19 protein-coding genes are annotated in these 24,479 nt (G+C 74.4%); 1 reads left to right on the top strand and 18 read right to left on the bottom strand.

Annotated features, from left to right (window positions below; translation table 11 throughout):
- Positions 1–7: 7 nt before the first annotated feature.
- The 5 genes from J4557_RS29475 to J4557_RS29455 all read right to left on the bottom strand — a co-directional run bounded on the left by J4557_RS29475 (position 8) and on the right by J4557_RS29455 (position 7,047).
- On the bottom strand, positions 8–1,429 hold the full coding sequence (locus J4557_RS29475; RefSeq protein ID WP_208269998.1) for an RsmB/NOP family class I SAM-dependent RNA methyltransferase: 1,422 nt from the start codon (positions 1,427–1,429) through the stop codon (positions 8–10).
- Positions 1,429–2,355 (bottom strand): methionyl-tRNA formyltransferase, encoded by a 927-nt coding sequence (gene fmt / locus J4557_RS29470; RefSeq protein WP_208269997.1) that lies wholly within the window; start codon positions 2,353–2,355, stop codon positions 1,429–1,431. The genes J4557_RS29475 and fmt overlap by 1 nt, the downstream gene beginning before the upstream one ends.
- A 1-nt stretch (position 2,356) precedes the next feature.
- Positions 2,357–2,902: a peptide deformylase gene (def, locus tag J4557_RS29465; RefSeq protein ID WP_208269996.1), complete on the bottom strand. Its 546-nt coding sequence runs from the start codon at positions 2,900–2,902 to the stop codon at positions 2,357–2,359.
- Between the two features lie 108 nt (positions 2,903–3,010).
- Positions 3,011–4,837: a hypothetical protein gene (locus J4557_RS29460; RefSeq protein ID WP_208269995.1), complete on the bottom strand. Its 1,827-nt coding sequence runs from the start codon at positions 4,835–4,837 to the stop codon at positions 3,011–3,013.
- 113 nt (positions 4,838–4,950) lie between these two features.
- A complete protein-coding gene (locus J4557_RS29455; RefSeq protein WP_208269994.1) occupies positions 4,951–7,047 on the bottom strand; it encodes a primosomal protein N' in 2,097 nt (698 codons plus the stop codon).
- A gap of 146 nt (positions 7,048–7,193) precedes the next feature.
- Here J4557_RS29455 and J4557_RS29450 point away from each other — a divergent pair, with 146 nt between their 5' ends.
- Positions 7,194–8,861 carry a DUF8823 domain-containing protein gene (locus tag J4557_RS29450; RefSeq protein ID WP_307800276.1) on the top strand — a complete coding sequence of 556 codons (1,668 nt, stop codon included), beginning with the start codon at positions 7,194–7,196 and terminating at the stop codon, positions 8,859–8,861.
- A gap of 368 nt (positions 8,862–9,229) precedes the next feature.
- On the opposite strand, the gene metK is transcribed toward J4557_RS29450, so the two are convergent.
- From metK to pyrR, 13 genes are all read right to left on the bottom strand, one after another.
- Entirely contained in the window at positions 9,230–10,423 is a 1,194-nt protein-coding gene (metK, locus tag J4557_RS29445; RefSeq protein ID WP_208269993.1) for a methionine adenosyltransferase, read from the bottom strand.
- 167 nt (positions 10,424–10,590) lie between these two features.
- Positions 10,591–11,811, bottom strand: a complete 1,221-nt coding sequence (gene coaBC, locus J4557_RS29440; protein ID WP_208269992.1) for a bifunctional phosphopantothenoylcysteine decarboxylase/phosphopantothenate--cysteine ligase CoaBC — start codon at positions 11,809–11,811, stop codon at positions 10,591–10,593.
- A gap of 131 nt (positions 11,812–11,942) precedes the next feature.
- The gene (gene rpoZ, locus J4557_RS29435) at positions 11,943–12,197 is read right to left on the bottom strand and encodes a DNA-directed RNA polymerase subunit omega (protein ID WP_151542026.1); all 255 of its coding nucleotides are present in this window, start codon (positions 12,195–12,197) and stop codon (positions 11,943–11,945) included.
- A gap of 63 nt (positions 12,198–12,260) precedes the next feature.
- On the bottom strand, positions 12,261–12,809 hold the full coding sequence (gene gmk / locus J4557_RS29430) for a guanylate kinase (protein ID WP_208269991.1): 549 nt from the start codon (positions 12,807–12,809) through the stop codon (positions 12,261–12,263).
- Positions 12,810–12,945: 136 nt separating this feature from the next.
- Positions 12,946–13,272: an integration host factor, actinobacterial type gene (gene mihF / locus J4557_RS29425; protein WP_021597647.1), complete on the bottom strand. Its 327-nt coding sequence runs from the start codon at positions 13,270–13,272 to the stop codon at positions 12,946–12,948.
- Between the two features lie 982 nt (positions 13,273–14,254).
- A complete protein-coding gene (pyrF, locus tag J4557_RS29420; protein ID WP_208269990.1) occupies positions 14,255–14,980 on the bottom strand; it encodes an orotidine-5'-phosphate decarboxylase in 726 nt (241 codons plus the stop codon).
- Positions 14,977–15,945 carry a dihydroorotate dehydrogenase gene (locus tag J4557_RS29415; protein ID WP_208270026.1) on the bottom strand — a complete coding sequence of 323 codons (969 nt, stop codon included), beginning with the start codon at positions 15,943–15,945 and terminating at the stop codon, positions 14,977–14,979. Before J4557_RS29415 ends, pyrF begins: the two co-directional genes overlap by 4 nt.
- A 20-nt stretch (positions 15,946–15,965) precedes the next feature.
- Positions 15,966–16,853 (bottom strand): iron-sulfur cluster-binding protein, encoded by an 888-nt coding sequence (locus J4557_RS29410; protein WP_208269989.1) that lies wholly within the window; start codon positions 16,851–16,853, stop codon positions 15,966–15,968.
- Positions 16,854–16,919: 66 nt separating this feature from the next.
- Positions 16,920–20,288, bottom strand: a complete 3,369-nt coding sequence (gene carB / locus J4557_RS29405; protein ID WP_208269988.1) for a carbamoyl-phosphate synthase large subunit — start codon at positions 20,286–20,288, stop codon at positions 16,920–16,922.
- Entirely contained in the window at positions 20,288–21,406 is a 1,119-nt protein-coding gene (gene carA, locus J4557_RS29400; RefSeq protein ID WP_208269987.1) for a glutamine-hydrolyzing carbamoyl-phosphate synthase small subunit, read from the bottom strand. The genes carB and carA overlap by 1 nt, the downstream gene beginning before the upstream one ends.
- Positions 21,403–22,689, bottom strand: a complete 1,287-nt coding sequence (locus J4557_RS29395; RefSeq protein ID WP_208269986.1) for a dihydroorotase — start codon at positions 22,687–22,689, stop codon at positions 21,403–21,405. Before J4557_RS29395 ends, carA begins: the two co-directional genes overlap by 4 nt.
- Positions 22,686–23,627, bottom strand: a complete 942-nt coding sequence (locus J4557_RS29390; RefSeq protein WP_208269985.1) for an aspartate carbamoyltransferase catalytic subunit — start codon at positions 23,625–23,627, stop codon at positions 22,686–22,688. Before J4557_RS29390 ends, J4557_RS29395 begins: the two co-directional genes overlap by 4 nt.
- Positions 23,624–24,244: a bifunctional pyr operon transcriptional regulator/uracil phosphoribosyltransferase PyrR gene (gene pyrR / locus J4557_RS29385; RefSeq protein ID WP_208270025.1), complete on the bottom strand. Its 621-nt coding sequence runs from the start codon at positions 24,242–24,244 to the stop codon at positions 23,624–23,626. Before pyrR ends, J4557_RS29390 begins: the two co-directional genes overlap by 4 nt.
- Positions 24,245–24,479: the final 235 nt, after the last annotated feature.

Below are 24,479 nucleotides of genomic sequence, written 5' to 3'. Positions count from 1 at the left end.
CGGCGGATCAGTCCCCGCGGCGCAGGAGGGCGAGGAACATGGCGTCGGTGCCGTGCCGGTGCGGCCAGAACTGCGCGTACGGGCCGTCGCCCGCGCCGGTGAGGCCGGCCGCGACCGAGGCGAGGACGGCGGGCGCGTCGAGCCGTTCGACGTCGTCGCGGCCGCGGAGCACGTCGTCCACCACCACCCGCGTCTCGGCGAGGTGCGGCGAGCAGGTGACGTAGGCGACGACGCCGCCGGGGCGGACCGACTCCAGCGCGGTCGCCAGCAGCCGGCGCTGCAGCGGCCCGAGTTCGGCGACCGACTCGGGGCCGCGGCGCCAGCGGGCCTCGGGGCGGCGCCGCAGCGCGCCCAGGCCGGTGCAGGGCGCGTCCACCATGACGCGGTCGAACGCGCCGGGGCGCCACGCCGGGGCGGTGCCGTCCGCCGCGACGACGCCCGTCCGGTCGTCGACCGCGCGCCTGACGAGGCCCGCGCGGTGCGGCTGGACGTCGGCGGCGAGGAGGCGCGCGCCGCGCCCGGCGGCCACGGCCGACAGCAGGCCCGCCTTGCCGCCGGGGCCGGCGCAGACGTCCGCCCAGCGGGCGTCCGGGCCGTCCAGCGGCGCCGCCGCGAGCGCGAGCGCGACCATCTGGCTCGCCTCGTCCTGGACGGCGGCGCGCCCCTCCCGGACGGCGTCGATGTGCGCCGGGTCGCCCTCCGCCAGCACGGCCGCGTACGGCGAGTACAGGGCCGGCGCGGCGCCCGCGTCGTAGAGCTCCTGCGCGGTCGCGCGGCCGGGACGGGCGACCAGCGTCACCCGGGGGCGCGCGTTGTCGGCCTCCAGCAGGGCGCCGATCTCGTCGCGGTCCGGGCCGAGCGCGTCGCGCAGCGCCGACACGATCCACTTCGGGTGGCTGTGCGCGACCGACAGCCGGGTGGTGGCGTCGGCGTCGGCGGGCGCGACGATCGCGAGCCAGGCGTCCAGGTCGCGGGAGGCGACCTTGCGGAGCACCGCGTTCGCGAACTTGGCCTGGCCGGGGCCCGACACCGACCGCGCCAGCTCCACCGCCGTCCCGACCGCGGCGTGCGGCGGGATGCGGGTGGCGAGGATCTGGTGGGCGCCGAGGCGCAGCACGTCCAGCAGCGGCGCGTCGATGCGGCGCAGCTCGCGGTCGCTGCACAGGGCGAGGACCGCGTCGTAGGTGCCGCGGCCGCGCAGCGTGCCGTAGGTCAGCTCGGTGGCGAGGGCGGCGTCGCGGCCGGTGATGCCGCGGTCGCGCAGGCGGGTGGGCAGCAGCAGGTTGGCGTACGCGTCGCGGGTCTCGACGGCGCGGATCACGTCGAACGCGGTGCGCCGGACGAGGTCCTGCGGGCGGCCCGTCCGGCGGGGGCCGCCGGGCCTGCGGTTGCGGTCGGGGCGGCCGCGGCCGCCACGGGTCTGCGGCATCAGTGCAACGCGTCCTTGTCGGTGAGGTCGACGCCGCGGATCCAGTCGGCGGCCGCCATGCGGCGCTTGCCCTGCGGCTGGACGTCGCCGAGCGCGACGGGGTGCGTGGCCGTGCCGACCAGCACCTCCTTCTTCCCGGCGCGCAGCTCGCCCGGCGCCAGCCCCTCCGCGTCCGGGGCGGGACGCACGGGGCCGAGCTTGAGGCGGGCGTCGCGGAACGTCGTCCACGCGCCCGGCGCGGGCGTGCAGGCGCGGACCAGGCGGTCGATGTGCAGCGCGGGCGTCCGCCAGTCGACGCGGCCGTCCTCGGGGGTCAGCTTGGCCGCGTGCGACACGCCCTCGGTGGGCTGGGGGCGCGGCTCGAGGACGCCGGCCTCGATGCCGTTCATCGTGTCGAGCAGCAGGCCGGCGCCCGCGACGGCGAGCCGTCCGAGCAGGTCGCCCGTGGTGTCGGTGGGGCGGATGGGCTCGGTGAGCACCCCGTAGACGGGGCCGGTGTCGAGGCCCTCCTCGATCTGGAACGTGGCCGCGCCGGTCACGTCGTCGCCGTGCAGGATCGCCCGCTGGACGGGCGCCGCGCCGCGCCACGCCGGCAGCAGCGAGAAGTGCAGGTTCACCCAGCCGTGCCGGGGGATGTCCAGCGCCTCGCGCGGGAGCAGCGCCCCGTAGGCGACGACCGGGCAGCAGTCGGGCGCGATCGCGCGAAGCCGGTCGAGGAACTCCGGGTCGCGGGCCTTGGCGGGCTTGAGCACCTCGACGCCCGCCTCGGCGGCGCGGACCGCGACCGGGCTCGCATCCAGGTGCCGGCCGCGCCCGGACCGGGCGTCCGGGCGGGTCACCACCGCGGCCACCTCGTGGTCGGACGCGAGCAGCGCGTCCAGCGCCGGGACGGAGGTCTCGGGGGTTCCCGCGAAGACGAGGCGCACTCTAGATCGCCTTCCCGAGGGTGCGGTGCGGCGACTCCTTCACGACGGGCGCCGGGTCGCCGAACCACTCGGCCTCCCGGATCGCCTTCATCGCGGCCTTGCGCTGCTCGGGGTCCATCCGGTCGATGAAGATGATCCCGTCCAGGTGGTCGGTCTCGTGCTGGACGCAGCGGGCGAGCAGGTGCGTGCCCTCCAGCGTGATCGGCTCCCCGTGCATGTTGAAGCCCTTCGCCACGACGCCGACCGAGCGGGGCGTCGGGAACGCCAGGCCGGGCAGCGACAGGCAGCCCTCGTCGTCGGTCTCCTGCTCGTCCGACAGGTCGAGCGTCGGGTTCACCACGTGCCCGAGCCGGTCGTCGACGTAGTAGGTGAACACCCGCAGGCCCACGCCGAGCTGCGGCGCCGCCAGGCCCGCCCCGGGAGCGTCGATCATCGTGTCGGTGAGGTCCTTGACGAGCTGGCGCAGCTCCTTGTCGAAGTCCTTCACCGGCTCCGCGGGCGTGCGCAGCACAGGGTCGCCGAAGAGGCGGATGGGCTTGACGGCCAACGAGGACTCCGTTCCTGCGGGTGGGGCGCCGCGCGCCCGCTCGTGGGGGCGCGCCGGGCGGGACCGTGGGTGTCGCGGCCTCCAGTCTACGGAGGGATCACGCGGACCTCACACGCCGCCGCTCCCGGCGGTCCGCGCCGAGCGGGCCTTGTAGGCGGCGGTGCGGGCCGCCTTGGCGGTCGCCTTGTCGGGATGGTGGTCGCCGAGCGCCTCCAGGACGTCCGCGACGCCCGGGTGGTCGGTGCGCCACAGCTCGTCCACCATCTCCCGCATCTCCGCCCCGGGCGGCGCGTCGACCAGCGCGGCCGCGACGGCCTCCTCCGGTTCGGCTGTCTCCAGCATCCCGGCGACGGTGTCGACGAACACCCACAGGTACTCGGTGCGGGACAGCTCACGGCCGGCCGGGTCGCCCGCCGCGTTCAGCCAGAGCGCCGCGTAGGGCGACACGAGCGGGTGCTCCTGCGCGGCCCGCACCACCGGCGCGGCCTCCGGCCCGACGCGGTGCAGGACGGCGGCGGCGAGGTTGCGGGCGCCCGGCCCGCCGCCGCGCATGACGTCCAGCAGGTCGGCGGCGGCGTCCTTGACGTCGTGGGAGGCGAGCCACCCGTCGATCTCCTCGTCGGCGGTCTCGGGCCGGTGCCAGGCGAGCCCGGCGACCAGCTCGGCGGCCGGCGCGCCGGCCAGCTCCCCGACGACCGGCGCGGTGAACCCGTCCGACAGCAGCAGCTCCCGCACGCCCCACACGCCGAGCGGGGTGAGCGCGCGGCCCCCGTCGCCGGCGGGCTCGACGACGCCCCAGCGGGCCAGGTCGTCCAGTTCGAGGGTGAGCGCGTCGCGCACCGCCGTCGCCAGCGACCGCTCGTCGGAGATCTCGTAGGCCTCGGCGACGTGGCCGAGCAGCGCGTCGGCCAGCTCGCCGGGGGTGGCGGGCTCCTCCTGCTCGTACAGGTGGATCAGCACGCCGGTCAGCTCGTTCTGGACCAGCTCGATCGCGTCGAGGCCGTCGGACGGGTCGTGCTCGGGGACGGCGACGGAGTCCAGCAGCCGCAGCCAGAGGCGCAGCACGCGCTCGTCGTCGTCGGAGCCGAGGTCGTGCAGCGCCGGGCCCGCCGCGGCCTTGCCGCCCTCCGCGCGGATCACCCCGGCCTCGGTCGCGGCCCACCAGAGCCGGTCGAGCTCCGGCAGGTCGGTCTGGTCGCCGACCTCGACATCGGGGAGGCGGCGCGGCGTGGCGAGGCCGAGCGCGGCGACCGCGGCCTCGGCGTCCGCCGCGGTCAGCTCGTCCAGCTCGGTCAGCGCCCGCTCGCCCGTCCACTCGGCCAGCGCGCGGATCTCGGCGGTCAGCCCGGAGCGGCGCGCCGCGTCCGCCAGGTCCGCCACGGGGGCCAGCCGGACCGGCGGCACGACGAGGTCCTCGGTGCGGCGCAGGTACTCCTCGGCGCGGGAGTAGCGCTCCTCGTCGGGCAGCGCCTCGAACTCCCGCATCCACTCCTCGACGGCGGGCTGGTCGTCGAGGGAGATCCCGTCGGCCTCCATCAGGCCGGCGACGACCTCCGCGGCGACCTGCCGCTCGGCGCTGTCGGTCGCGGCGACCACCTCGGTGAACTCGGGGGCGAGCCGCTCGATCTCGGCGGCCAGCTCCGCCGCGCGCTCGGCGGTCACGGCCCCGGTGTCGCCGAGGAACGCCGCGATGGCGCGCAGCGTGTCCAGCACGGACGGCACCTCGTCGGCGCCCGCGACCACCGTGTCCGGGAACACCTCCAGCAGCAGCCCGCGGAGCGCGGCGGGAGTGAGGGCGTCCGGGCCCTCCAGCCCCATCTCGCGCCCGGCGAGGTCGAGCAGCAGGTGAGCGCCCTGCCCGTCGATCTTCTCGCCGCGTTCGTCCGCCCAGCGCCGCAGGTCGCCCGCGGTCGTCTCCACCCAGTTCTCGGCCACCCGAGAACCCTATTGGCCCGCGCCTCCCGCGGGGGCCAACTCCGGGCACAGCCGCGCCGCGCCGCCGCAATCCGCGCCCTCCGGAAGGGACGCCCCCGCCGGGCTCGCCGGGATCAGATGAGTTCGAGGGGGTCGATCTGGACACGGACGGTCTCGGTCGCCTTGCGCGCGCTTCGGACGCCTTGGGCCTCTTTGAGAGCGCGCGCGAGCGCGGGCACCGCCGCGCGCGGCACCCGGACGAGGGCGCGCTCCTTCTCCGGCCCCTCCGCGCCCGGCTGCCGCGGGACGGGGACCGGCCCGAGCACCTCCGCCCCGTCCGGCAGCCGCGCGTCCGCCAGCAGCTCCCGGATCGCGGCCGGGGTCGCGGTCAGCGACGCCATCCGCGCCGCCGGCGGGAACCCGGCCTCCCGGCGCTCGGCCAGCTCCCGCTCGGCGTAGGTGACCGGATCCCACCGGACGAGCGCCTGGACCGCCGGCAGCGCGCCCTCGGCCGCCACCACCACCGGCCCCTCCGGCCGGACGAGCGCCGCCGCGTTCATCCACCGCCGCAGCGTCTCCTCCCCCGCCCGCAGATCGGGCCGCCCCAGCAGCACCCAGCCGTCCAGCAGCAGCCCGGCCGCGTAGCCACCGTCGGCGGGGGGCTCCGCGCCCGGCGTCGACACCACCAGCGCCCGCTCCGGGCCGACCCGCTCCAGGATCGCCTCCCGCCCGGACGTCCGCACCGGCACGCCGGGGAACGCCCGGCCCAGCTCCTCGGCCGTGCGCTTCGCGCCCACGACGATCGCCCGCACCTGGAAGAAGCCGCATTCCGGGCAGTGCCAGTCGCCCGCGATCCGGCCGCACCAGCGGCAGTAGGGAGCCGCGTGCGACGACGGCAGCGCCAACGGCCCCTGGCAGGCGACGCAGTGCGCGGGGGTGCGGCACCGCCCGCACGCGATGCCCGGCACGTATCCCCGCCTGGGGACCTGCACGAGCACCGGCCCGTCCTCGAGCGCACGCCGCGCCGCCTCGAACGCCAGATTCGGGAGCCGCGCCGTGCGCGCCGCCGCGTCCCGGGCGAGCTGCGCGTCCTCCCCCACGTACCGGACGCGCGGCATCGCGCGCCGCACCCGCGCCCGGTCGGCCGCCAAGGCGTGCGCCCATCCCGTCTCGACCAGCACGGTCGCGTCCGTGGTCCGGGTGAACCCGCCGATCAGCGCGCCCGCCTTCGCCCGGTGCGCGCGCAGCGCCAGCACCTCGCGCGGATGCGGATACGGGGCGTGCGGCTCGGCGTGCACGTCGTCCCCGTCGTCCCACAGCACGGCGAGGCCCAGATCGGCGACCGGCGCGAACATCGCCGCCCGCGTGCCGACCACCGCCCGCGCCTTCCCCCGCAGCACCGCCAGCCACCGCCGGTACCGCTCGGCCGGGCCCAGCTCCGCCGTCAGCGCGACATGCCGCCCCTCCCCGAGCTCCGCGGCCAGCGCCGCGTCGACCCGGGCGACGTCACGGCCGTCCGCCACGACGACGAGGGCCCCGCGCCCGGCGCGCAGCGTCACCGCCGCGGCCCGCGCGATGGCCGCCGCCCACTCCGGCCCCGGCAGCGCCGTCCACACCGCCCGCGGCGCCCTGCCCTCCGCCAGCGCGGTCAGGAACGACGCGCCCGCCGGATATTCGAGCCAGGGGTTCCCGCCCTCGTCCGGCTCGGCCGCCGGCTCCTCCCCGGCGGCGTCCTTGACGGCCTCGGCCTCCACGCGGGCGTGCCGGGGCGGGACGGCGAGCCTGAGCACGTCCGCGAACGTCCCGGCGTAGCGGTCGGCGACCTCCCGCGCGAGCGAGGCGATCTCCGGGGTGAGGACGGGTTCCGGGGACGTCACGCGCTCCAGGTACAGGAGCTTCCCGTCATGGCCGCTCTCCTCGACCCGCTCCAGCAGGAACCCGTCGACGAGCTGCCCCGCGAACCGCACCCTCACCCGGCACCCCGGCACGGCCTTCGCGTCGAGCTCCACCGGGACCAGATAGTCGAACGGGCGGTCCAGATGCGGGAGGGACATGTCGACGGCGACACGCGCGACGGGCCGCTCCTCCGCCGGGCGCCGCGCCCCCTTCTTCGGGGCCTTCCCGCCGCCCGCGCCCGCGGCCGCCTTCCCCTGCCGCGCCTTGGCGGCGGGCACCCTGGGCACGTCGTCCAGACCCGGGATCAGGTCCGCCCCACCTCCGTCCTCGGTCACGCCCCCGTCCTACCAGATCAGCCCGACGCTCAGCGGCGCGCGCTAAGGTGTGGTCCGTTTGAACGGGGCGCGCATCAGGCCGATCCGCGAACAAGCGGGGTCGCCCGACGCCCTCACCCGCCGTCCGACGAGCACGTGCAGGCGATGTGACCACAGCGCATTCTCCAGAGCTGACCGACGCCCGGAACCGGGCCGGGGCATCGGCCCGCCCGGGCCGCCCCGGCGCGTCCTGGTGGAAGCGGTGGACCGACCCCCGCAACCCCGTCGTGGCCGCCGCAGCCGCCGCGGCCGTCATGCACCTGGTCTGGGCCCTGTACCTGGCGACCGAGGGCGGCGACCTCGCCGCCCAGGCCGCCTGGACCGACTTCGCCTGGAAGCACCCCACCGCCGCCTACAGCTTCGCCTGGTACGGCGGCATGCACCCCGCCTCCTACAGCCTCCTGTCCCCGTACCTGATGGCGCTGTTCGGCATCCGGACCGTCGCCGTGGTCGCCGGCACCGTCTCGGCGGGGCTCACCGCGCACCTCCTCAGGCGGTTCAAGGCGCCCATGGCCCTGCCCGCCGCGCTGTGGGCCGCGTTCGCGCTGTCGTGCAACACCGCCTCCGGCCGCGTGACGTTCGGCCTCGGCCTCATGTTCGCGCTGATGGCGGTGCTCGTCGCGTTCACCCCGCGCGGCACGCCCGCGCTCCGCTTCGCCGGGATGGTCGGCCTCGGCCTGCTCGCCACGGCGTCCAGCCCCGTCGCGGGCCTGTTCCTGCTCGTCCTCGCCGCCGCGCTCTTCCTCACCGGACGGCGCCGCGCCGGCGTCTCCGTCGCGATCGGAATGCCCGTCGTGGTCGGGACGACGAGCCTGCTGTTCCCCTTCAACGGCGTCCAGCCGATCGACTTCACCGCGATCGTGCTGTGGGCGATCATCAGCGTCATCGCGATCCTGTTCTTCGCCCCGCCGAGCTGGCGGTTCGTCCGCGTCGGCGCCGGCGTCTACCTGCTGGGTATCCTGCTCACCTGGGCGATCCCCTCCCCCGTCGGGAGCAACGTCGAGCGCCTCTCGCTCGTCTTCGGCGCCATGTTCTGCCTGTCCGCCGTCGCGCGCGCGCACGGCCGCGTCCGCATCGCCGTGCTGTCGCTGGCGTTCATCGTCACCGGCTCCTGGCAGGTCGTGAAGCCCATCGAGGACCTCGTCCACACCACCCCCGCCGCGTCCGCCGCCTCGAACGCCCAGGGGCTCGTCGACGAACTCCACGCCCTCGGCGCCCAGCGGACCCGCATCGAGGTCGTCCCCCTCCGCTCCCACTGGGAGGCCGCCGGCCTCAGCCGCCACTTCGTCCTCGCGCGCGGCTGGAACCGCCAGGTCGACGCCGAACGCCACGAGCTCTTCTACAAGGAGGGCGCCCTCACCGCCGCCAGCTACCACGAGTGGCTGGGGAAGTGGGCCGTCCAGTACGTCGTGCTCCCCGAGCAGGAGGCCGACTGGTCCGGCAAGGCCGAGGCCGCGCTCGTCAAGGCCGGCCAGCCGTACCTCGCGGAGGTCTGGCACGACGAGCACTGGCGCCTCTACCGCGTCGCCTACCCCACGCCGCTCGTCGACCCGCCCGCGACCGTCCAGACCCTCGACTCCGGCGAGCTGACCGTGGAGATGCCGTCGGCCGGCTCCGTCCTGGTCCGCGTCTCCTGGTCCCCCTGGCTCAGCGTCACCGGCGACGCCTGCCTCGCCCGCGCCGGCGACTTCGTCCGGATGAACGCCAAGGGCCCCGGCCACTACACCCTCGCCGCCCACTACGGCCTCCACCGCGGCAACCACTGTGTTGGTTGAATTCCAGCCCAGGAGCCTCGCCTAGCGGCTCGGCCCCTGACTGGCCTTCGGCGAGCGCGACCTCGCTTCGCGAGCTTCCCGGTGGGGCTCGCCTCCGGCTTCGCCCCACCGGTCAGATAACGCGCTCGCGCGACGGCTGAGGCGGTCGGACGGTTTCCCGGCCCGCTCGCTGATGAGTGTGCGGGCGTCCGCTATGGGCGGCCTCGTGCTCGCGCGGCGCGAGACGGGCTTCAACGGTCTTGTAGCCGCTCCTCGGTGCGCACGGGTGTGGGGCGGCTCTGAGAGGGGCCAGATGGCCCTCAGACGTGCGGAAGGGCCCTGGAGGTGCTCCAGGGCCCTTCCGATCGTCAGGGACGGCTACGGCGCGTTCAGAGGCCGGCGGCGGAGGCCAGGTCCTTGGCGCGGTCCGTGGACTCCCAGGAGAAGTCCGGCTCCTCGCGGCCGAAGTGGCCGTACGCGGCGGTCTGCGAGTAGATCGGGCGGAGCAGGTCGAGGTCGCGGACGATCGCGGCGGGACGCAGGTCGAAGACGTCGGCGACGGCCTTCTCGATCTTCTCCGGGGCGACCTTCTCGGTGCCGAACGTCTCGACGAACACGCCGACCGGGTGCGCCTTGCCGATCGCGTAGGCGACCTGGACCTCGGCGCGGTCGGCGAGCTGCGCGGCGACGATGTTCTTGGCGACCCAGCGCATCGCGTACGCGGCGGACCGGTCGACCTTGGACGGGTCCTTGCCGGAGAACGCGCCGCCGCCGTGCCGGGCCATGCCGCCGTAGGTGTCCACGATGATCTTGCGGCCGGTGAGGCCGGCGTCGCCCATCGGGCCGCCGATCTCGAAGCGGCCGGTCGGGTTGACCAGCAGCCGGTAGCCGTCGGTGTCGAGGTCGAACTGGGCGAGCACCGGGTCGACGACGTGCTCCTTGACGTCCGGGGCGAGCAGCTCCTTCAGGTCGATGTCGGGAGCGTGCTGGCTGGACACCACGACGGTGTCGAGGCGGACGCCGCGGTCGCCGTCGTACTCGATGGTGACCTGGGTCTTGCCGTCCGGGCGCAGGTAGGGGACGGTGCCCTCCTTGCGGACGGCGGACAGCCGCTGCGCGAGCCGGTGCGCCAGCGTGATCGGCAGCGGCATCAGCTCGGGGGTCTCGCTGGTGGCGTAGCCGAACATCAGGCCCTGGTCGCCGGCGCCCTGCCGGTCCAGGTCGTCGACGCCCTCGCCCTCGCGGGTCTCGTAGGCGTCGTCGACGCCCTGCGCGATGTCGGGCGACTGCGCGCCGATGGACACCGACACGCCGCAGGAGTGGCCGTCGAAGCCCTTCTTGGACGAGTCGTAGCCGATCTCGAGGATCTTCTCCCGGATGACGCCGGGGATGTCCACATAGGTCTCGGTGGTGACCTCACCGGCCACATGCACCTGACCGGTCGTGATCATCGTCTCGACCGCGACGCGGCTCTTCGGGTCGTCCTTGAGCATCGAGTCGAGGATCGCGTCGCTGATCTGGTCCGCGATCTTGTCCGGGTGTCCTTCGGTGACGGACTCGGAGGTGAACAGGCGGCGAGACACGTACGTGAACTCCTTGCAGCGGCTGCTGACTGGCGTCGCAGGGCGGATATGTCATCGAGTTCGGCGGGGACCTCCCCGCACGGGCGTTCAAGGGTGGTAAGCCCGCAGTCTAGCGGGATCGGCTCCGGACGCCGGTATGGCGTTGGTCGCGGTCGGGCAGCCTCCGGTCAATCCGCGGGCAGAGGGTCGAGGCGCGCGGCGACCAGGTCCCAGACGACGTCGGCCAGGGCCTCCTTCGCGCCGCGCTCGACCTCGGTGCTCGACCCGTCGGCGCCGAGGATCACCGCGGCGTTGTCGGGGCGGCCGAAGGTGAGGTCCGCCCCCACCTGGTTGACGACCAGCAGGTCGCTGCGCTTGCGGGCGAGCTTGGCGCGGCCGTTGGCGAGCACGTCGTCGGTCTCGGCGGCGAAGCCCACGATCACCTGCCCGGCCCGGCGGCGCTCGCCGAGCTCGGCCAGGATGTCGGGGTTCTTGGCGAGCCGGATCGGCTCCGGTTCGCCGCCCTCGGTCTTCTTGATCTTCGAGTCGCGGTAGTCGACCGGGCGGAAGTCGGCGACGGCGGCGGCCATCACCACCGCGTCGGCGTCGCCGGCGGCCTCCAGCACGGCCTTGCGCATGTCCTCCGCGGACCCCGCCGGCACGACGCGAGCGCCGGCCGGGTCGGGCAGCGCCACGTTGGCCGCGACGAGCGTGACCCGCGCGCCGCGGGCCACGGCCGTGCGGGCCAGCGCGTACCCCTGCAGGCCGGACGAGCGGTTGCCGAGGAACCGGACGGGGTCGAGGGGCTCGCGGGTGCCGCCGGCGGACACCACGACGTGCCGTCCGGCGAGGTCGTGCCCCGCGCTCCCGCGGGCGAGGACGCGCCGGGCGACCTCGAACAGCTCGGCGGGGTCGGGCAGCCGGCCGGGGCCGGTGTCCTTGCCGGTCAGCCGGCCGGACGCGGGCTCCACCACGATCGCGCCGCGCTCGCGGAGCGTCGCGACGTTCGCCCGGGTCGCCGGGTGCTCCCACATCTCGGTGTGCATCGCGGGCGCGAACACCACCGGGCAGCGGGCGGTGAGGAGGGTGTTGGTGAGCAGGTCGTCGGCCAGGCCGTGCGCGGCCCGGGCGAGCAGGTCGGCGGTGGCGGGGGCGACGAACACGAGGTCGGCGCCCTGCCCGAGGCGGACGTGCGGGACCTGCGCGACCCCGTCCCACACCGCGGTGGAGACGGGGTTGCCGGACAGCGCCGCCCAGGTCGGCTCGCCGACGAAGCGCAGCGCGTCCTCGGTCGGGACGACGGTGACGTCGTGGCCCGACTCGGTGAGCCGCCGCAGCAGCTCGCACACCTTGTACGCGGCGATCCCGGCGCTCACACCGAGGACGACGCGCGGCTTACGGGAGGTCATGCGGACACTGTCCCATCAGGCCCGGGGGCCGGCCGCACCCGGGGTCGCCGCCTGGACGGCGCTCCGGGGCATCGCCGAGGTCGCCTGCCGGCAGGCCGGCGCGGCGGGCCGCCTCACCCGGACCGGGGCGCTCAGCCCTCGATCGGCTCGGCGTTGAGGAGGCCCTCGCGCGTCTCGCGGAGCGCGATCGACAGGGGCTTCTCCTGCACCTGGGTCTCGACGAGCGGGCCGACGTACTCCAGCAGGCCCTCGCCGAGCTGGGCGTAGTAGGCGTTGATCTGCCGGGCGCGCTTGGCCGCGATGCTCACGAGGCCGTACTTGGTCTCGACGACCTCGAGGAGCTCGTCGATCGACGGGTTGGTGATGCCTTCGCTGCTGGCTGCCACTCCGTGGCCTTCCACTAGTGATTCACTGCGGTGTCGGCCCGCCGGTCACGGCGGTGGCCGACACTAACGACCAGCCATCAAGGTTAGCAGCTCGCCGCACACGTCCTGGACGGACGTGTTCACCAGGGTGACGTCGAACTCCTTCTCGGCGGCGAGCTCGACGCGGGCCGCGTCCAGCCGGCGCTCGATCACCTCGGGCGGCTCGGTGCCGCGGCCGGTGAGGCGGCGGACCAGCTCGTCCCAGCTGGGCGGTGCGAGGAAGACCAGCCGCGCGCCGGGCATCGTCTCGCGGACCTGCCGGGCGCCCTGAAGGTCGATCTCCAGGAGGACGGGCTCGCCGCGGGCGAGGCGCTCCTCCACGGGCCGGCGCGGGGTGCCGTAGCGGTTGCCCGCGAACTCGGCCCACTCGAGCAGCTCCCCTTCGGCGACGAGCCGGTCGAAACCGGCGTCGTCGACGAAGAAGTACTGCACACCGTGGGTCTCACCCGGGCGGGGGGCCCGGGTGGTCACCGAGACCGACAGCCACACCCGGGGGTGTGAGCGCCGGATCTCGGCGACGACCGTGCTCTTGCCGACGCCCGACGGCCCGGACAGGACCGTCAGGCGGGACACGAGCGGGCCATGCGGTTGTTCGGAGCCCTCCGGCGCAGTGATGGGTGCGCCGGAGCCGGGCGAGATGGTGCCGGAGCCGGGGAGCCCGGACCCGGCCGCGGCGGCCTCGCCGCCGCGCCCGCCCGAGAGTCGCGCGTCAGCGGTTCGCACTTCCGCCGAACTCACGCTCCAGGGAGGCGCGCTGGTTGGCGCCGAGGCCCCGCACGCGGCGGGACTCGGCGATGCCCAGGCGCTCCATGATCTGCTTCGCACGGACCTTGCCCACACCGGGCAGCGATTCCAGGAGGGCCGACACCTTCATCTTCCCGATGACGTCGTCGGACTGACCCTCCTTGAGAACCTCGGCCAGCGAGGTCCCCCCGTGCTTGAGCTTGTTCTTAACCTCGGCCCGCTCCTTGCGAGCCTTGGCAGCCTTCTCCAGGGCTGCGGCGCGCTGTTCGGGGGTTAGGGGCGGAAGAGCCACGCCGGGTCACCTCAGGTTTCCACTCGACGGAGTCGGACGGGTTGGGAAACTAGCGAGTTCACGCCCCATAAGGCAACGTGAAGTGCCGTTTAGCCCGCCACAAAATCACGAAAATCACTCCCTGGAGTGTCCTGAATACAGAGTGTACTCGACTTGGACCCTCCGGAGGCGCATCCCCTTGCCTTGCTGGGACTTTCGCATGATCGTGAAAATCCGCCCATTCTGCCCCGATTTACGGCACTCGGCACCGCACCGGCGCGGCGGTCCGCTCCTTCCGGGGGCCTCCGCACCATGATCCCGCCACCCTCCGCCGGCCGGGATCCGGCCCCCGGCGAGGGCCCCGTGTGAAGTCCCCCACAACCCGTCCCGACCGAGTGACGCTCGTCACGCCGGGCCGTTCCGCACGTCGCGGGCGCACCGCAACTGCCATCCTCGACAGCACACCCGCCAAGATCGTTCAGCAGACCGGAGCCGCCTCCGCCCGCACCCCCCGCTCCCCTCCCGCGCACGCCCGCCTCCCCGGTGCGCCCGGACGCCCGTCCGGGCCCCGCGGGCGTTCCCGGACCGCGAATCGGTCGAACCGACTTCGCCGTCCGCCGTATCGCTTTGCGGATCCCCCGGGCCGGCATTCGCAGGCGAAGTAAAACGACAATGCGCGCTCCCGTACGCCCAAGAACACGGCGCTAAATCCGCCCCCAAAACCAAATCCATCCCCCGCGCCCCAATGCCGCCGCGCCCACTCCGCGCACGCATCCGGACCCGGCCGAGCACCACCACGGACGGCCGGGCCCCGACCGCCAAGACGCGAAACCCGGCTGAGCCCCGCGGAGACGTGGAACCCGGCCGAGCACCGCCACGGAAGGCCAGACCTCGGCCGCCGCCACGGGCAGGCACGCGGAGCGAGTGCAGCGAGCGCAGCGGGCATGCCCGCCGGTTGAGGGGTTGTTTCGCGCGGAGCTCTAGCGGAGCGCGAAACAACCCCTCAACCGTGACGGGGGGTTCCGGGGGGTCGCTCCCCCGGGAATCTGCGCAGCGCCGCGGCCATGGCCGCGGCGGCGGCGCCGGGGTCGGGGGCGGCGGTGATGGGGCGGCCGACGACGAGGAGGTCGGCGCCGGCGGCGAGCGCGGCCTCGGGGGTGGCGACGCGGGCCTGGTCCTGGGTGTCGGCGCCGGCGGGGCGGACGCCGGGGGTGATGAGGGTGATGTCGGGGCCGACCTCGGCGCGGACGGCGGCGGCCTCCTGCGGGGAGCAGACGAGGGCCTGGGCGCCGGCGCCGACGGCGAGGGCGGCGAGGCGGCGGACGGCGTCGGGGGCGGGCCCCTCGATCCCGACGGCGCGCAGGTCGGCCTCGTCCAGGGAGGTCAGCACGGTCACCGCGGCGATCTTGGTGGCGGGGGCGGCCTCGACCGCCTCGCGGATCATGGCGGGACCGCCGGCGGCGTGCACGGTGAGGTAGGACGGCTTGAGCCGGGCGACGGCGCGGGCGGCGCCGCGCACGGTGGCGGGGATGTCGTGCAGCTTGAGGTCCAGGAAGACCTGGACGCGGCTGGCGCCGCGGACGCTGGCGACGACGTCCGGGCCGTACCGCAGGTACAGCTCGAGGCCCACCTTGACGGTGGAGACGTGCGGGGTGACCAGGGTGGCCCAGCGCGCGGCCGTGTCCAGGTCGGGCGCGTCCAGCGCGACGGCGATGGGGGCTGCGGTCACAGCTTCTCCTTCTCGGGCTCTTGGGGCCGCACCTGGGGCGGTACGTAGCCGGCGGGCTTGTGGGCGAGCCCGACGGCGTCGGCCAGGCGCCCGATGCGGCGGGCGGCGAGGGCCTCGTCCAGCTCGCGCAGGACGCGGGGGCCGGCCGCGGGGTCGTGGAACAGGGCGGTGCCGACGGCGACGGCGGACGCGCCGGCCAGGATGAACTCGAGCGCGTCGAGGCCGGTCGCGATGCCGCCGACGCCGATGATCGGCGTGCTGGGCAGCGCGGCGTGCACCTGGTAGACGCAGCGGACGGCGACGGGCCGGATCGCCGGCCCGGACAGGCCGCCGGACACGCCGGTGAGGGCGGGCCGGAGGGTGTGCGGGTCGATCGCCATGCCGTCCATGGTGTTGATCAGGGTGAGGCCGTCGGCGCCGGCGTCGACGCAGGCGAGCGCGATCCCGACGATGTCGGTGACGTCCGGGGCGAGCTTGGCGAAGACGGGGGTGCCGGGCCGGGCGCCGGCGCGGACGGCGCGGAGCACGGACGCGGCGGCGGACGGGTGCCAGCCGAACATGCGGCCGCGGTCCTCGACGTTGGGGCAGGCGACGTTGACCTCGATGGCGGCGACGCCGGGGACGTGGCGGAGCCGGCGGGCTAGGTCGCCGAACTCCTCGGCGCTGTTGCCGGCGATGGACACGATGGTGCGGACGTCCTGCTCGATCAGCCAGGGAAGGTCGCGTTCCAGGAACGTCTCGATGCCGGGCCCGGGCAGGCCCATGGCGGTGAGGAGCCCGCTGGGCGTCTCGGTCACGCGCGGAGTGGGGCGTCCCGCGCGCGCTTGGGGCATCACCGAGGTGGTGACGAAGGCGCCGAGGCGGGTGAGGTCGAAGAACTGGGCGAGCTCGCGCCCGGTGCCGCCGCATCCGGAGGCCGTCAGGACGGGGTTCGGGAGCTCCAGGGCGCCGAGGGCGGTCCTCATCCGGCCGCTCGCGCGGTCGCTCACTTGGAGCCTCCTTCCGTGACGCTGAGGACGCGCGGGGCGCCGAGCGCGTCGAACGGGATGGTGCCGAGGTCGCCCCAGCGGACGCGGTCGCCGCGCAGGACGGGCCCGTCGGCGCAGGCGCGGACCATGCGGGTGACGCCGTCCTCGCCGTGGACGGGCAGCATGCAGGTCATGCAGACGCCGATGCCGCAGGCGCCGGTGCGCTGGAGGAACTCCTCGACCGACACCTGGGAGGGCAGCCCGAACTCGCCGGCGATCTGGGTGACGGAGCGCAGCAGCCCCGTCGGCCCGCACGCGTAGACGACGTCGGCGCCGGTCTCCTGGACGACGCGGGGCAGGACGTCCCGCATCGTGCCCTTCTCGCCGAGCGAGCCGTCCTCGGTGACGACGGTGGCGGAGTCGCCGATGCGCTGCGCCATCCGGGACCCGAACACCTGCCGGGCGGTCGGGCCGGCGAGCACGAAGTGGACCTGGCAGCCGCGGCGCAGCAGCGTGTCGGCGAGCGCGAACACCGAGGCGCCGCCGGGGCCGCCGGCGGCCAGCAGGCAGCTGACGGGGTCGCGGGGCAGCCGGAACGGGCGGCCGAGGGGGCCGAGCAGGTCGAGCTGGTCGCGGGAGCGGCGGCCGGCGAGCCAGCCGGTGCCGGGCTCGGTGTCGGCGAACACGACCTCGACGGTGCCGCCGTAGTCGGACTGGACCTGGTGGACGCCGAAGCAGCGGCGGACCAGCCGGGCGGTGTGCTCGCCGCCGACGGCGACGGCCACGAACTGGCCGGGCCGGAACCGCTCGGCGATGGCGGGCGCCACCAGCGTCATCGCGTGGTAGTCCTGCACCTGGCGGACCGTGAGGACCGTCGCCGACGTCTGCACCGGCGTGTCGGACACCCGTCTCCCTCTCCTCGTCGCGTTCGCCGCGCGGGCGGGGCGTCGGCCCCGCCCGCGCGGCGGCTGTCACCCGGGCGCCACCGTGCCGTCACCCGCGGGAGTGACCGCGCCGGTGCGCCCGTGGGCGCCGCTGAGCCGCTCGGCGTGCTCCTGGAGGGAGCGGACGCCGACCTGGCCGCCCGCGACGGCCTCGATGCCCTGGACGGCGGCGGCGAGCCCCTGGACGGTCGTCACGCACGGTACGCCCCGCAGCACGGCCGCGGTGCGGATCTCGTACCCGTCGAGCCGCGGCCCCGACTGGCCGGGGCTTCCGAAGGGAGTATTGACGATGAGGTCGACCTCGCCGTCCAGGACGCGCCGCACGATGGTGGGCTCGCCGGCCGGGCCCGGGCCTTCGCTGTGCTTGCGCACGATCTTGGCACGCACGCCGTTGCGGCGCAGGACCTCCGCGGTCCCTTCCGTGGCAAGAATCTCAAAGCCCAGGTCAGCGAGCCGCTTGACCGGGAAGATCATGTGCCGCTTGTCCCGGTTGGCGACCGACACGAACGCGCGGCCCTTGGTGGGCAGCGAGCCGTAGGCGGCCTGCTGCGACTTGGCGAACGCGGTGCCGAACACCTCGTCGATGCCCATGACCTCGCCGGTGGAGCGCATCTCGGGGCCGAGGATGGTGTCGACGCCCTGCCCGCGCTCGTTGCGGAACCGGTCGAAGGGCAGCACGGCCTCCTTCACCGCGATCGGCGCGTCCAGCGGCAGGGAACCGCCGTCGCCGGACTCCGGCAGCAGCCCCTCGGCGCGCAGCTCGGCGATCGTGGCGCCCATCATGACGCGGGCGGCGGCCTTGGCGAGCTGCACCGCGGTCGCCTTGGACACGAACGGGACGGTCCGGGACGCGCGCGGGTTGGCCTCCAGGACGTACAGGACGCCCGCCGCCAGCGCGTACTGGACGTTCATCAGCCCGCGCACCCCGACGCCCTTGGCGAGCGCCTCGGTGGACTCGCGGATGCGGCGGACGTCGTCGTGGCCGAGGGTGATGGGCGGCAGCGCGCACGCCGAGTCGCCGGAGTGGATGCCGGCCTCCTCGATGTGCTCCATGACGCCGCCGAGGTACAGCTCCTCGCCGTCGTAGAGGGCGTCGACGTCGATCTCGATGGCCTCGTCCAGGAACCGGTCGACGAGCACGGGGTGCTCCGGGCTGGCCTCGGTGGCCCGCGCCATGTACGACTCCAGCGTGGTGTCGTCGTACACGATCTCCATGCCGCGCCCGCCGAGCACGTAGGAGGGGCGGACGAGCACGGGGTAGCCGATCTCGTCGGCGATCTCGCGGGCCTCCTCGTAGGAGCCGGCGGTGCCGTGCTTGGGCGCGAGCAGCCCGGCCCGGTGCAGGACGCGGCCGAACGCGCCGCGCTCCTCGGCGAGGTGGATGCTCTCGGGGGACGTCCCGACGATCGGCACGCCGGCGTCCTTCAGCTTCTGCGCCAGGCCGAGCGGGGTCTGCCCGCCGAGCTGGACGATGACGCCCGCGACCTCGCCGGACTGCTGCTCGGCGTACACCACCTCCAGGACGTCCTCCAGGGTGAGCGGCTCGAAGTAGAGCCGGTCGGAGGTGTCGTAGTCGGTGGAGACCGTCTCGGGGTTGCAGTTGACCATCACGGTCTCGTAGCCGGCCTCGGCCAGCGCGAACGAGGCGTGGACGCACGAGTAGTCGAACTCGACGCCCTGCCCGATCCGGTTGGGGCCGCTGCCGAGGATGATCACCTTGGGCTTCTCGCCCGGCGGGACCTCGGTCTCCTCGTCGTAGGCGGAGTACAGGTACGGGGTCTGCGCGGCGAACTCGGCGGCGCAGGTGTCGACCGTCAGGTAGACGGGGCGGACGCCGAGCGCGTGCCGCAGCTCCCGGACGACCTCCTCCGACAGGCCCCGCAGCTCGCCGATCTGCGCGTCGGAGAACCCGTGCCGCTTGGCGCGCAGGAGCTTGTCCTTGGTGAGCGCGTCGTCGGCGGTGCGGATCTCCTCGGCGATCTCGTTGATCGCGGCGATCTGGTCGAGGAACCAGGGGTCGATCCCGGTCGCCTCGTAGACCTCCTGGACGCTCGCCCCGGCCCACAGCGCCCGCTGGACATCGCGGAGGCGCCCGTCGTGCGGCCGCCGCGCCGACTCCAGCAGCGCGGCGTCGTCGGCGGCGCCGGCCCAGCTGAACGACGAGCCCTTGCGCTCCAGGGACCGCAGCGCCTTCTGCAGCGCCTCGGTGAAGCAGCGGCCGATCGCCATGGCCTCGCCGACCGACTTCATGTGGGTGGTGAGGGTCGGGTCGGCGCCGGGGAACTTCTCGAACGCGAACCGCGGCACCTTCACCACGACGTAGTCGAGGGTCGGCTCGAACGACGCGGGCGTCTCGCGGGTGATGTCGTTGGGGATCTCGTCGAGGGTGTAGCCGATGGCCAGCTTCGCGGCGATCTTGGCGATCGGGAAGCCGGTGGCCTTGGACGCCAGTGCGGACGACCGCGACACCCGCGGGTTCATCTCGATGACGATCATCCGGCCGGTGCCGGGGTGCACGGCGAACTGGATGTTGCAGCCGCCGGTGTCGACGCCGACCTCGCGGATCACCGCGATCGCGACGTCGCGCATGTTCTGGTACTCGCGGTCGGTCAGCGTCATGGCGGGCGCGACGGTGATCGAGTCGCCGGTGTGCACGCCCATCGGGTCGAGGTTCTCGATGGAGCAGACGATGACCACGTTGTCGGCGCGGTCCCGCATGACCTCCAGCTCGTACTCCTTCCAGCCGAGGATCGACTCCTCCAGGAGCACCTCGCTGGTCGGGGACGCGTCGAGGCCGGCGCCGGCGATGCGGCGCAGCTCGTCCTCGTCGTGGGCGAAGCCGGAGCCGCGGCCGCCCATGGTGAACGACGGCCGGACGACGAGCGGGTAGCCGAGCTCGCCGGCCGCCGCGATGATCTCGTCCATGGTGTGGCAGATGACCGACCGGGCGGACTCGGCGTTCAGGCCCTGCTCGCGCGCGACCTTGGCGACGATCTCCTTGAACTTCTCCCGGTTCTCGCCCGCCTGGATGGCGTCGACGTCGGCGCCGATCAGCTCGACCCCGTACCCGGCGAGGACGCCGCTCTCGTAGAGCGCGATGGCGGTGTTGAGGGCCGTCTGCCCGCCCAGGGTGGGCAGCAGCGCGTCCGGCCGCTCCTTGGCGATGATCTTCTCGACGACCTCGGGGGTGATCGGCTCGACGTAGGTGGCGTCGGCGAACTCCGGGTCGGTCATGATCGTGGCGGGGTTGCTGTTGACCAGCGTCACCCGCAGGCCCTCGGCCTTCAGCACCCGGCACGCCTGGGTGCCGGAGTAGTCGAACTCGCACGCCTGGCCGATGACGATCGGCCCCGAGCCGATGACCAGGACGGACTTCAGGTCTTCGCGGCGCGGCATTACTTCGACGCCTCCATCAGGTCGCAGAAACGGTCGAAGAGCCCGGACGCGTCGTGCGGGCCCGCCGCGGCCTCCGGGTGGTATTGGACGGAGAACGCGGGGCGGTCCAGCAGCCGCAGCCCCTCGACGCAGCCGTCGTTGAGGTTCACGTGGCTGACCTCGGCGCGCCCGTAGGGGGTGTCGAACGGGCCGTCGGTGGGCGCGTCCACGGCGAACCCGTGGTTGTGCGCCGACACGTCGACCTTCCCGGTCGTCCGGTCCTGGACGGGCTGGTTGATGCCCCGGTGCCCGAACCGCAGCTTGTAGGTGCCGAGGCCGAGCGCGCGGCCGAAGATCTGGTTGCCGAAGCAGATGCCGAAGAACGGCTTGCCCGCGTCCAGGACGCCGCGCAGCGCGTCGACGGCGTAGCCGGCGGCGGCGGGGTCGCCGGGGCCGTTGGAGAAGAACACCCCGTCGGGGTTCAGCGCGAGGATGTCCTCGGCGGTGCTGGCCGCGGGCAGCACGTGCACCTCGCAGCCCCGCTCGGACATCCGGTAGGGGGTCATCGCCTTGATGCCGAGGTCGACGGCGGCGACGGTGAAACGCTTCTCGCCTTGCGCCGCGACGACGTAGGGCTCGGCGGCCGAAACGTCCCGCGCAAGGTCGGCGCCCTCCATCGACGGGCTCGTCCGGACGCGCTCCAGCAGCGCGTCCTCGCCGGGGGCGAGGGCGTCCGGGCCGCTGAAGACGCCGGCGCGCATCGCGCCCCGGTCGCGCAGGTGCCGCGTCAGCGCGCGGGTGCCGGGGATCGCGATGCCCACGATCCCCTGCTCGCGCAGCAGCGACCCGAGCGAGCCGGTCGCGCGCCAGTTGGACGCCACGCGCGCGGGCTCGCGCACCACGTACCCGGCGACCTGGATCCGCGCCGACTCCGGGTCCTCGGCGTTGACGCCGGTGTTGCCGATGTGGGGGGACGTCATCGCGACGATCTGGCGGGCGTAGGAGGGGTCGGTGAGCGTCTCCTGGTAGCCGGTCATGCCGGTGTTGAAGACCATCTCGCCGAAGGTCTCGCCCGTGGCGCCGTAGGCGGTCCCGCGGAAGACCCTGCCGTCTTCCAGAACGAGCAGTGCAGGGGTCACTGAAGCTTCCCTTCCAGGACGGTCGGCTCGCCGCGCAGGAACGTCGCGACGACCCGGCCGGGCAGTTCCAGCCCCGCGAACGGGGTGTTGCGGCTCTTGGAGGTCATCGCCGACGGGTCGACGGCGCGGCGCGGCGACGGGTCGTACAGCGTGATGTTGGCGGGCGACCCCGCCTCCAGCGGACGGCCCTGTCCGGACAGGCGGCCGATCTTCGCGGGACGGTACGACATCCGGTCGGCGACCCCGGCCCAGTCCAGCAGGCCGGTCTCGACCATCGCCTCCTGGACGACCGGCAGCGCCGTCTCCAGCCCGATCATGCCCATCGCGGCGACCGCCCACTCGGTCTCCTTGGCCTCGACCGGGTGGGGGGCGTGGTCGGTGGCGACGCAGTCGATGGTGCCGTCGGCGAGCGCGTGCCGCAGCGCGGTGACGTCGTCGGCGGTGCGCAGCGGCGGGTTGACCTTGAAGATCGGGTCGTAGGTGCCGGCCTTGGCGTCGTTCAGCAGCAGGTGGTGCGGCGTGACCTCGGCGGTCACCGGGCAGCCCTTGCTCTTCGCCCACCGGATGATCTCCACCGAGCCGGCGGTGGAGACGTGGCAGACGTGCAGCCGCGACCCGACGTGCTGGGCGAGCAGCACGTCCCGGGCGATGATCGCCTCCTCGGCGACGGCGGGCCAGCCGCGCAGCCCGAGCGCCGCCGACATCTCGCCCTCGTTCATCTGCGCGCCCTCGGTGAGCCGGGGCTCCTGGGCGTGCTGGGCGACGACGCCGTCGAACGCCTTCACGTACTCCAGCGCGCGCCGCATGATCACCGCGTCGGACACGCAGTGCCCGTCGTCGGAGAACACCCGGACCCGCGCGGCGGAGTCGGCCATCGCGCCGAGCTCGGCGAGCTTCTCGCCGGCGATCCCGCGCGTCACCGCCCCGACGGGCTGGACGTCGCAGTACCCGGCCTCGCGGCCGAGCCGCCACACCTGCTCGACGACGCCGGCGGTGTCGGCGACCGGGTCGGTGTTGGCCATCGCGTGGACGGCCGTGTAGCCGCCCATCGCCGCCGCCTTCGTGCCGGACTCGACGGTCTCGGCGTCCTCGCGGCCGGGCTCGCGCAGGTGGGTGTGCAGGTCGACCAGGCCGGGCAGCGCGACGAGGCCCGCCGCGTCGACGACCTGCGCGCCGGACCCGTCCAGGCCGGTCCCGACCTCGGCGATGACGCCGTCGCGGACCAGGACGTCGGCCGGCTCGCCGCCGAGGACGCGGGCGCCCTTGATGATGTACGTGCTCACTGGGAGACCTCCTGGCCGATGGCGGGCTCGGAGCCTCCGAGCAGCAGGTACAGCACCGCCATGCGGGCGCTGACGCCGTTGGCGACCTGCTCGACGATCGTGGAACGGACGGAGTCGGCGACCTCCGCGGCGATCTCGACGCCGCGGTTCATCGGGCCGGGGTGCATGACGATGGCGTGGTCGGGCAGCGCCGCCATGCGCTCGGCGTCGAGGCCGTAGCGGCGGCTGTACTCGCGCACCGTCGGGAAGTAGGCGGCGTTCATCCGCTCCTGCTGGACGCGCAGCATCATGATGACGTCGCTCTTGGGGAGCACGCCGTCCAGGTCGTAGGAGACCGAGCACGGCCAGGTGTCGATCGCGACCGGGAGCAGCGTCGGCGGCGCGACGACGGTGACGTCGGCGCCGAGGGTGTTCAGCAGCAGCACGTTGGATCGTGCCACCCGGCTGTGCAGGACGTCGCCGACGATGGTGACGCGGCGGCCCTCCAGCTCGCCGAGCCGCTTGCGCATCGTGAACGCGTCCAGCAGCGCCTGCGTCGGGTGCTCGTGGGTGCCGTCGCCGGCGTTGACGACGCTGCCCTGCACCCATCCCGCGAGCCGGTGCGGGGCGCCCGAGGCGCTGTGCCGGATGACGACGCCGTCGGCGCCCATCGCCTCCAGGGTGAGCGCGGTGTCCTTCAGGCTCTCGCCCTTGGACACGCTGGACCCCTTCGCGGAGAAGTTGATCACGTCGGCCGACAGCCGCTTGGCGGCCGCCTCGAACGAGATCCGGGTGCGGGTGGAGTCCTCGAAGAACAGGTTGACGACCGTCCGGCCGCGCAGCGTCGGCAGCTTCTTGACGGCGCGGCTCGCGATCTGGGCCAGTTCCTCGGCCGTGTCCAGCACCAGCAGCGCGTCGTCGCGGGTGAGGTCGGCCGCCGAGATCAGATGGCGTTTCACTTGGCTCCCTCCGCGGGGACGGGCGCCCCTGCCGCGGGGCCGAGCAGGACGGCGTCGCGGCCGTCGTTCTCGGCCAGCAGCACCCGGACGTTCTCGCGCATCGAGGTGGGCAGGTTCTTGCCCACGTAGTCGGCGCGGATGGGCAGTTCCCGGTGCCCGCGGTCCACCAGGACGGCGAGCTGGACGGCGCGCGGCCGCCCGAGGTCGTTGAGCGCGTCGAGCGCGGCGCGGACCGTCCGGCCGGAGAACAGCACGTCGTCGACCAGCACGACGACGCGGTCGTCGATCCCGTCGGACGGCAGCTCGGTGCGGCCGAGCGCGCGGGCGGGACGCATGCGCAGGTCGTCGCGGTACATGGTGACGTCGAGGGACCCCCACGGCACCGGCCGGCCCTCGACGTCGTGCAGCAGGCCGGCGAGCCGCTCGGCGAGCGTCACGCCGCGCGTCTGGATGCCGAGGAGCAGGACGTCGTGCCCGCCCTTGGTGCGTTCGAGGATCTCGTGCGCGATCCGGGTCAGCGCCCGTCTGATGTCGGGACCCTCCAGAACGGCCTTGGGCCGGGGGTCCGTGTCCGGGCGCGCCCCCGCAGGCCGTTCCGGCCTGGAGGCAGCATTCACCACCGAAACCTCCTTTCCCGCCTCACGGGACGGGTCTTAAAGGACGTCTTGTCCCCGACACGGTAGCAGCCGGGCGCGGCTGCTCCGCACCCGGCCCTTCCGCGTCTTGCCTGGTGAGAGGGGTCACACTCGGCCCGTTTCGGAGGCCGTCCGGCGGCCCGCCGCAACCCCGCGCCCCCTTGCCCGCCAGGGGTTGCGGGGATCCGGACGGCCCGGATCGAGACCTGCGGATTCG

This window comes from Actinomadura nitritigenes, assembly GCF_017573545.1.
GTDB classification, from domain to species: Bacteria; Actinomycetota; Actinomycetes; order Streptosporangiales; family Streptosporangiaceae; genus Spirillospora; species Spirillospora nitritigenes.
Note: the sequence above shows the minus strand (reverse complement) of the source record. Positions and strands in the feature narration are given on the sequence as shown.

What these genes read in the sequence shown, in the direction of transcription:
- J4557_RS29415 (WP_208270026.1), bottom strand. Translation starts at nt 15,945, where the DNA reads ATGAGGACCGCCCTCGGCGCCCTGGAGCTCCCGAACCCCGTCCTGACG.
- J4557_RS29475 (WP_208269998.1), bottom strand. Translation starts at nt 1,429, where the DNA reads ATGCCGCAGACCCGTGGCGGCCGCGGCCGCCCCGACCGCAACCGCAGG.
- coaBC (WP_208269992.1), bottom strand. Translation starts at nt 11,811, where the DNA reads ATGACCTCCCGTAAGCCGCGCGTCGTCCTCGGTGTGAGCGCCGGGATC.
- carB (WP_208269988.1), bottom strand. Translation starts at nt 20,288, where the DNA reads ATGCCGCGCCGCGAAGACCTGAAGTCCGTCCTGGTCATCGGCTCGGGG.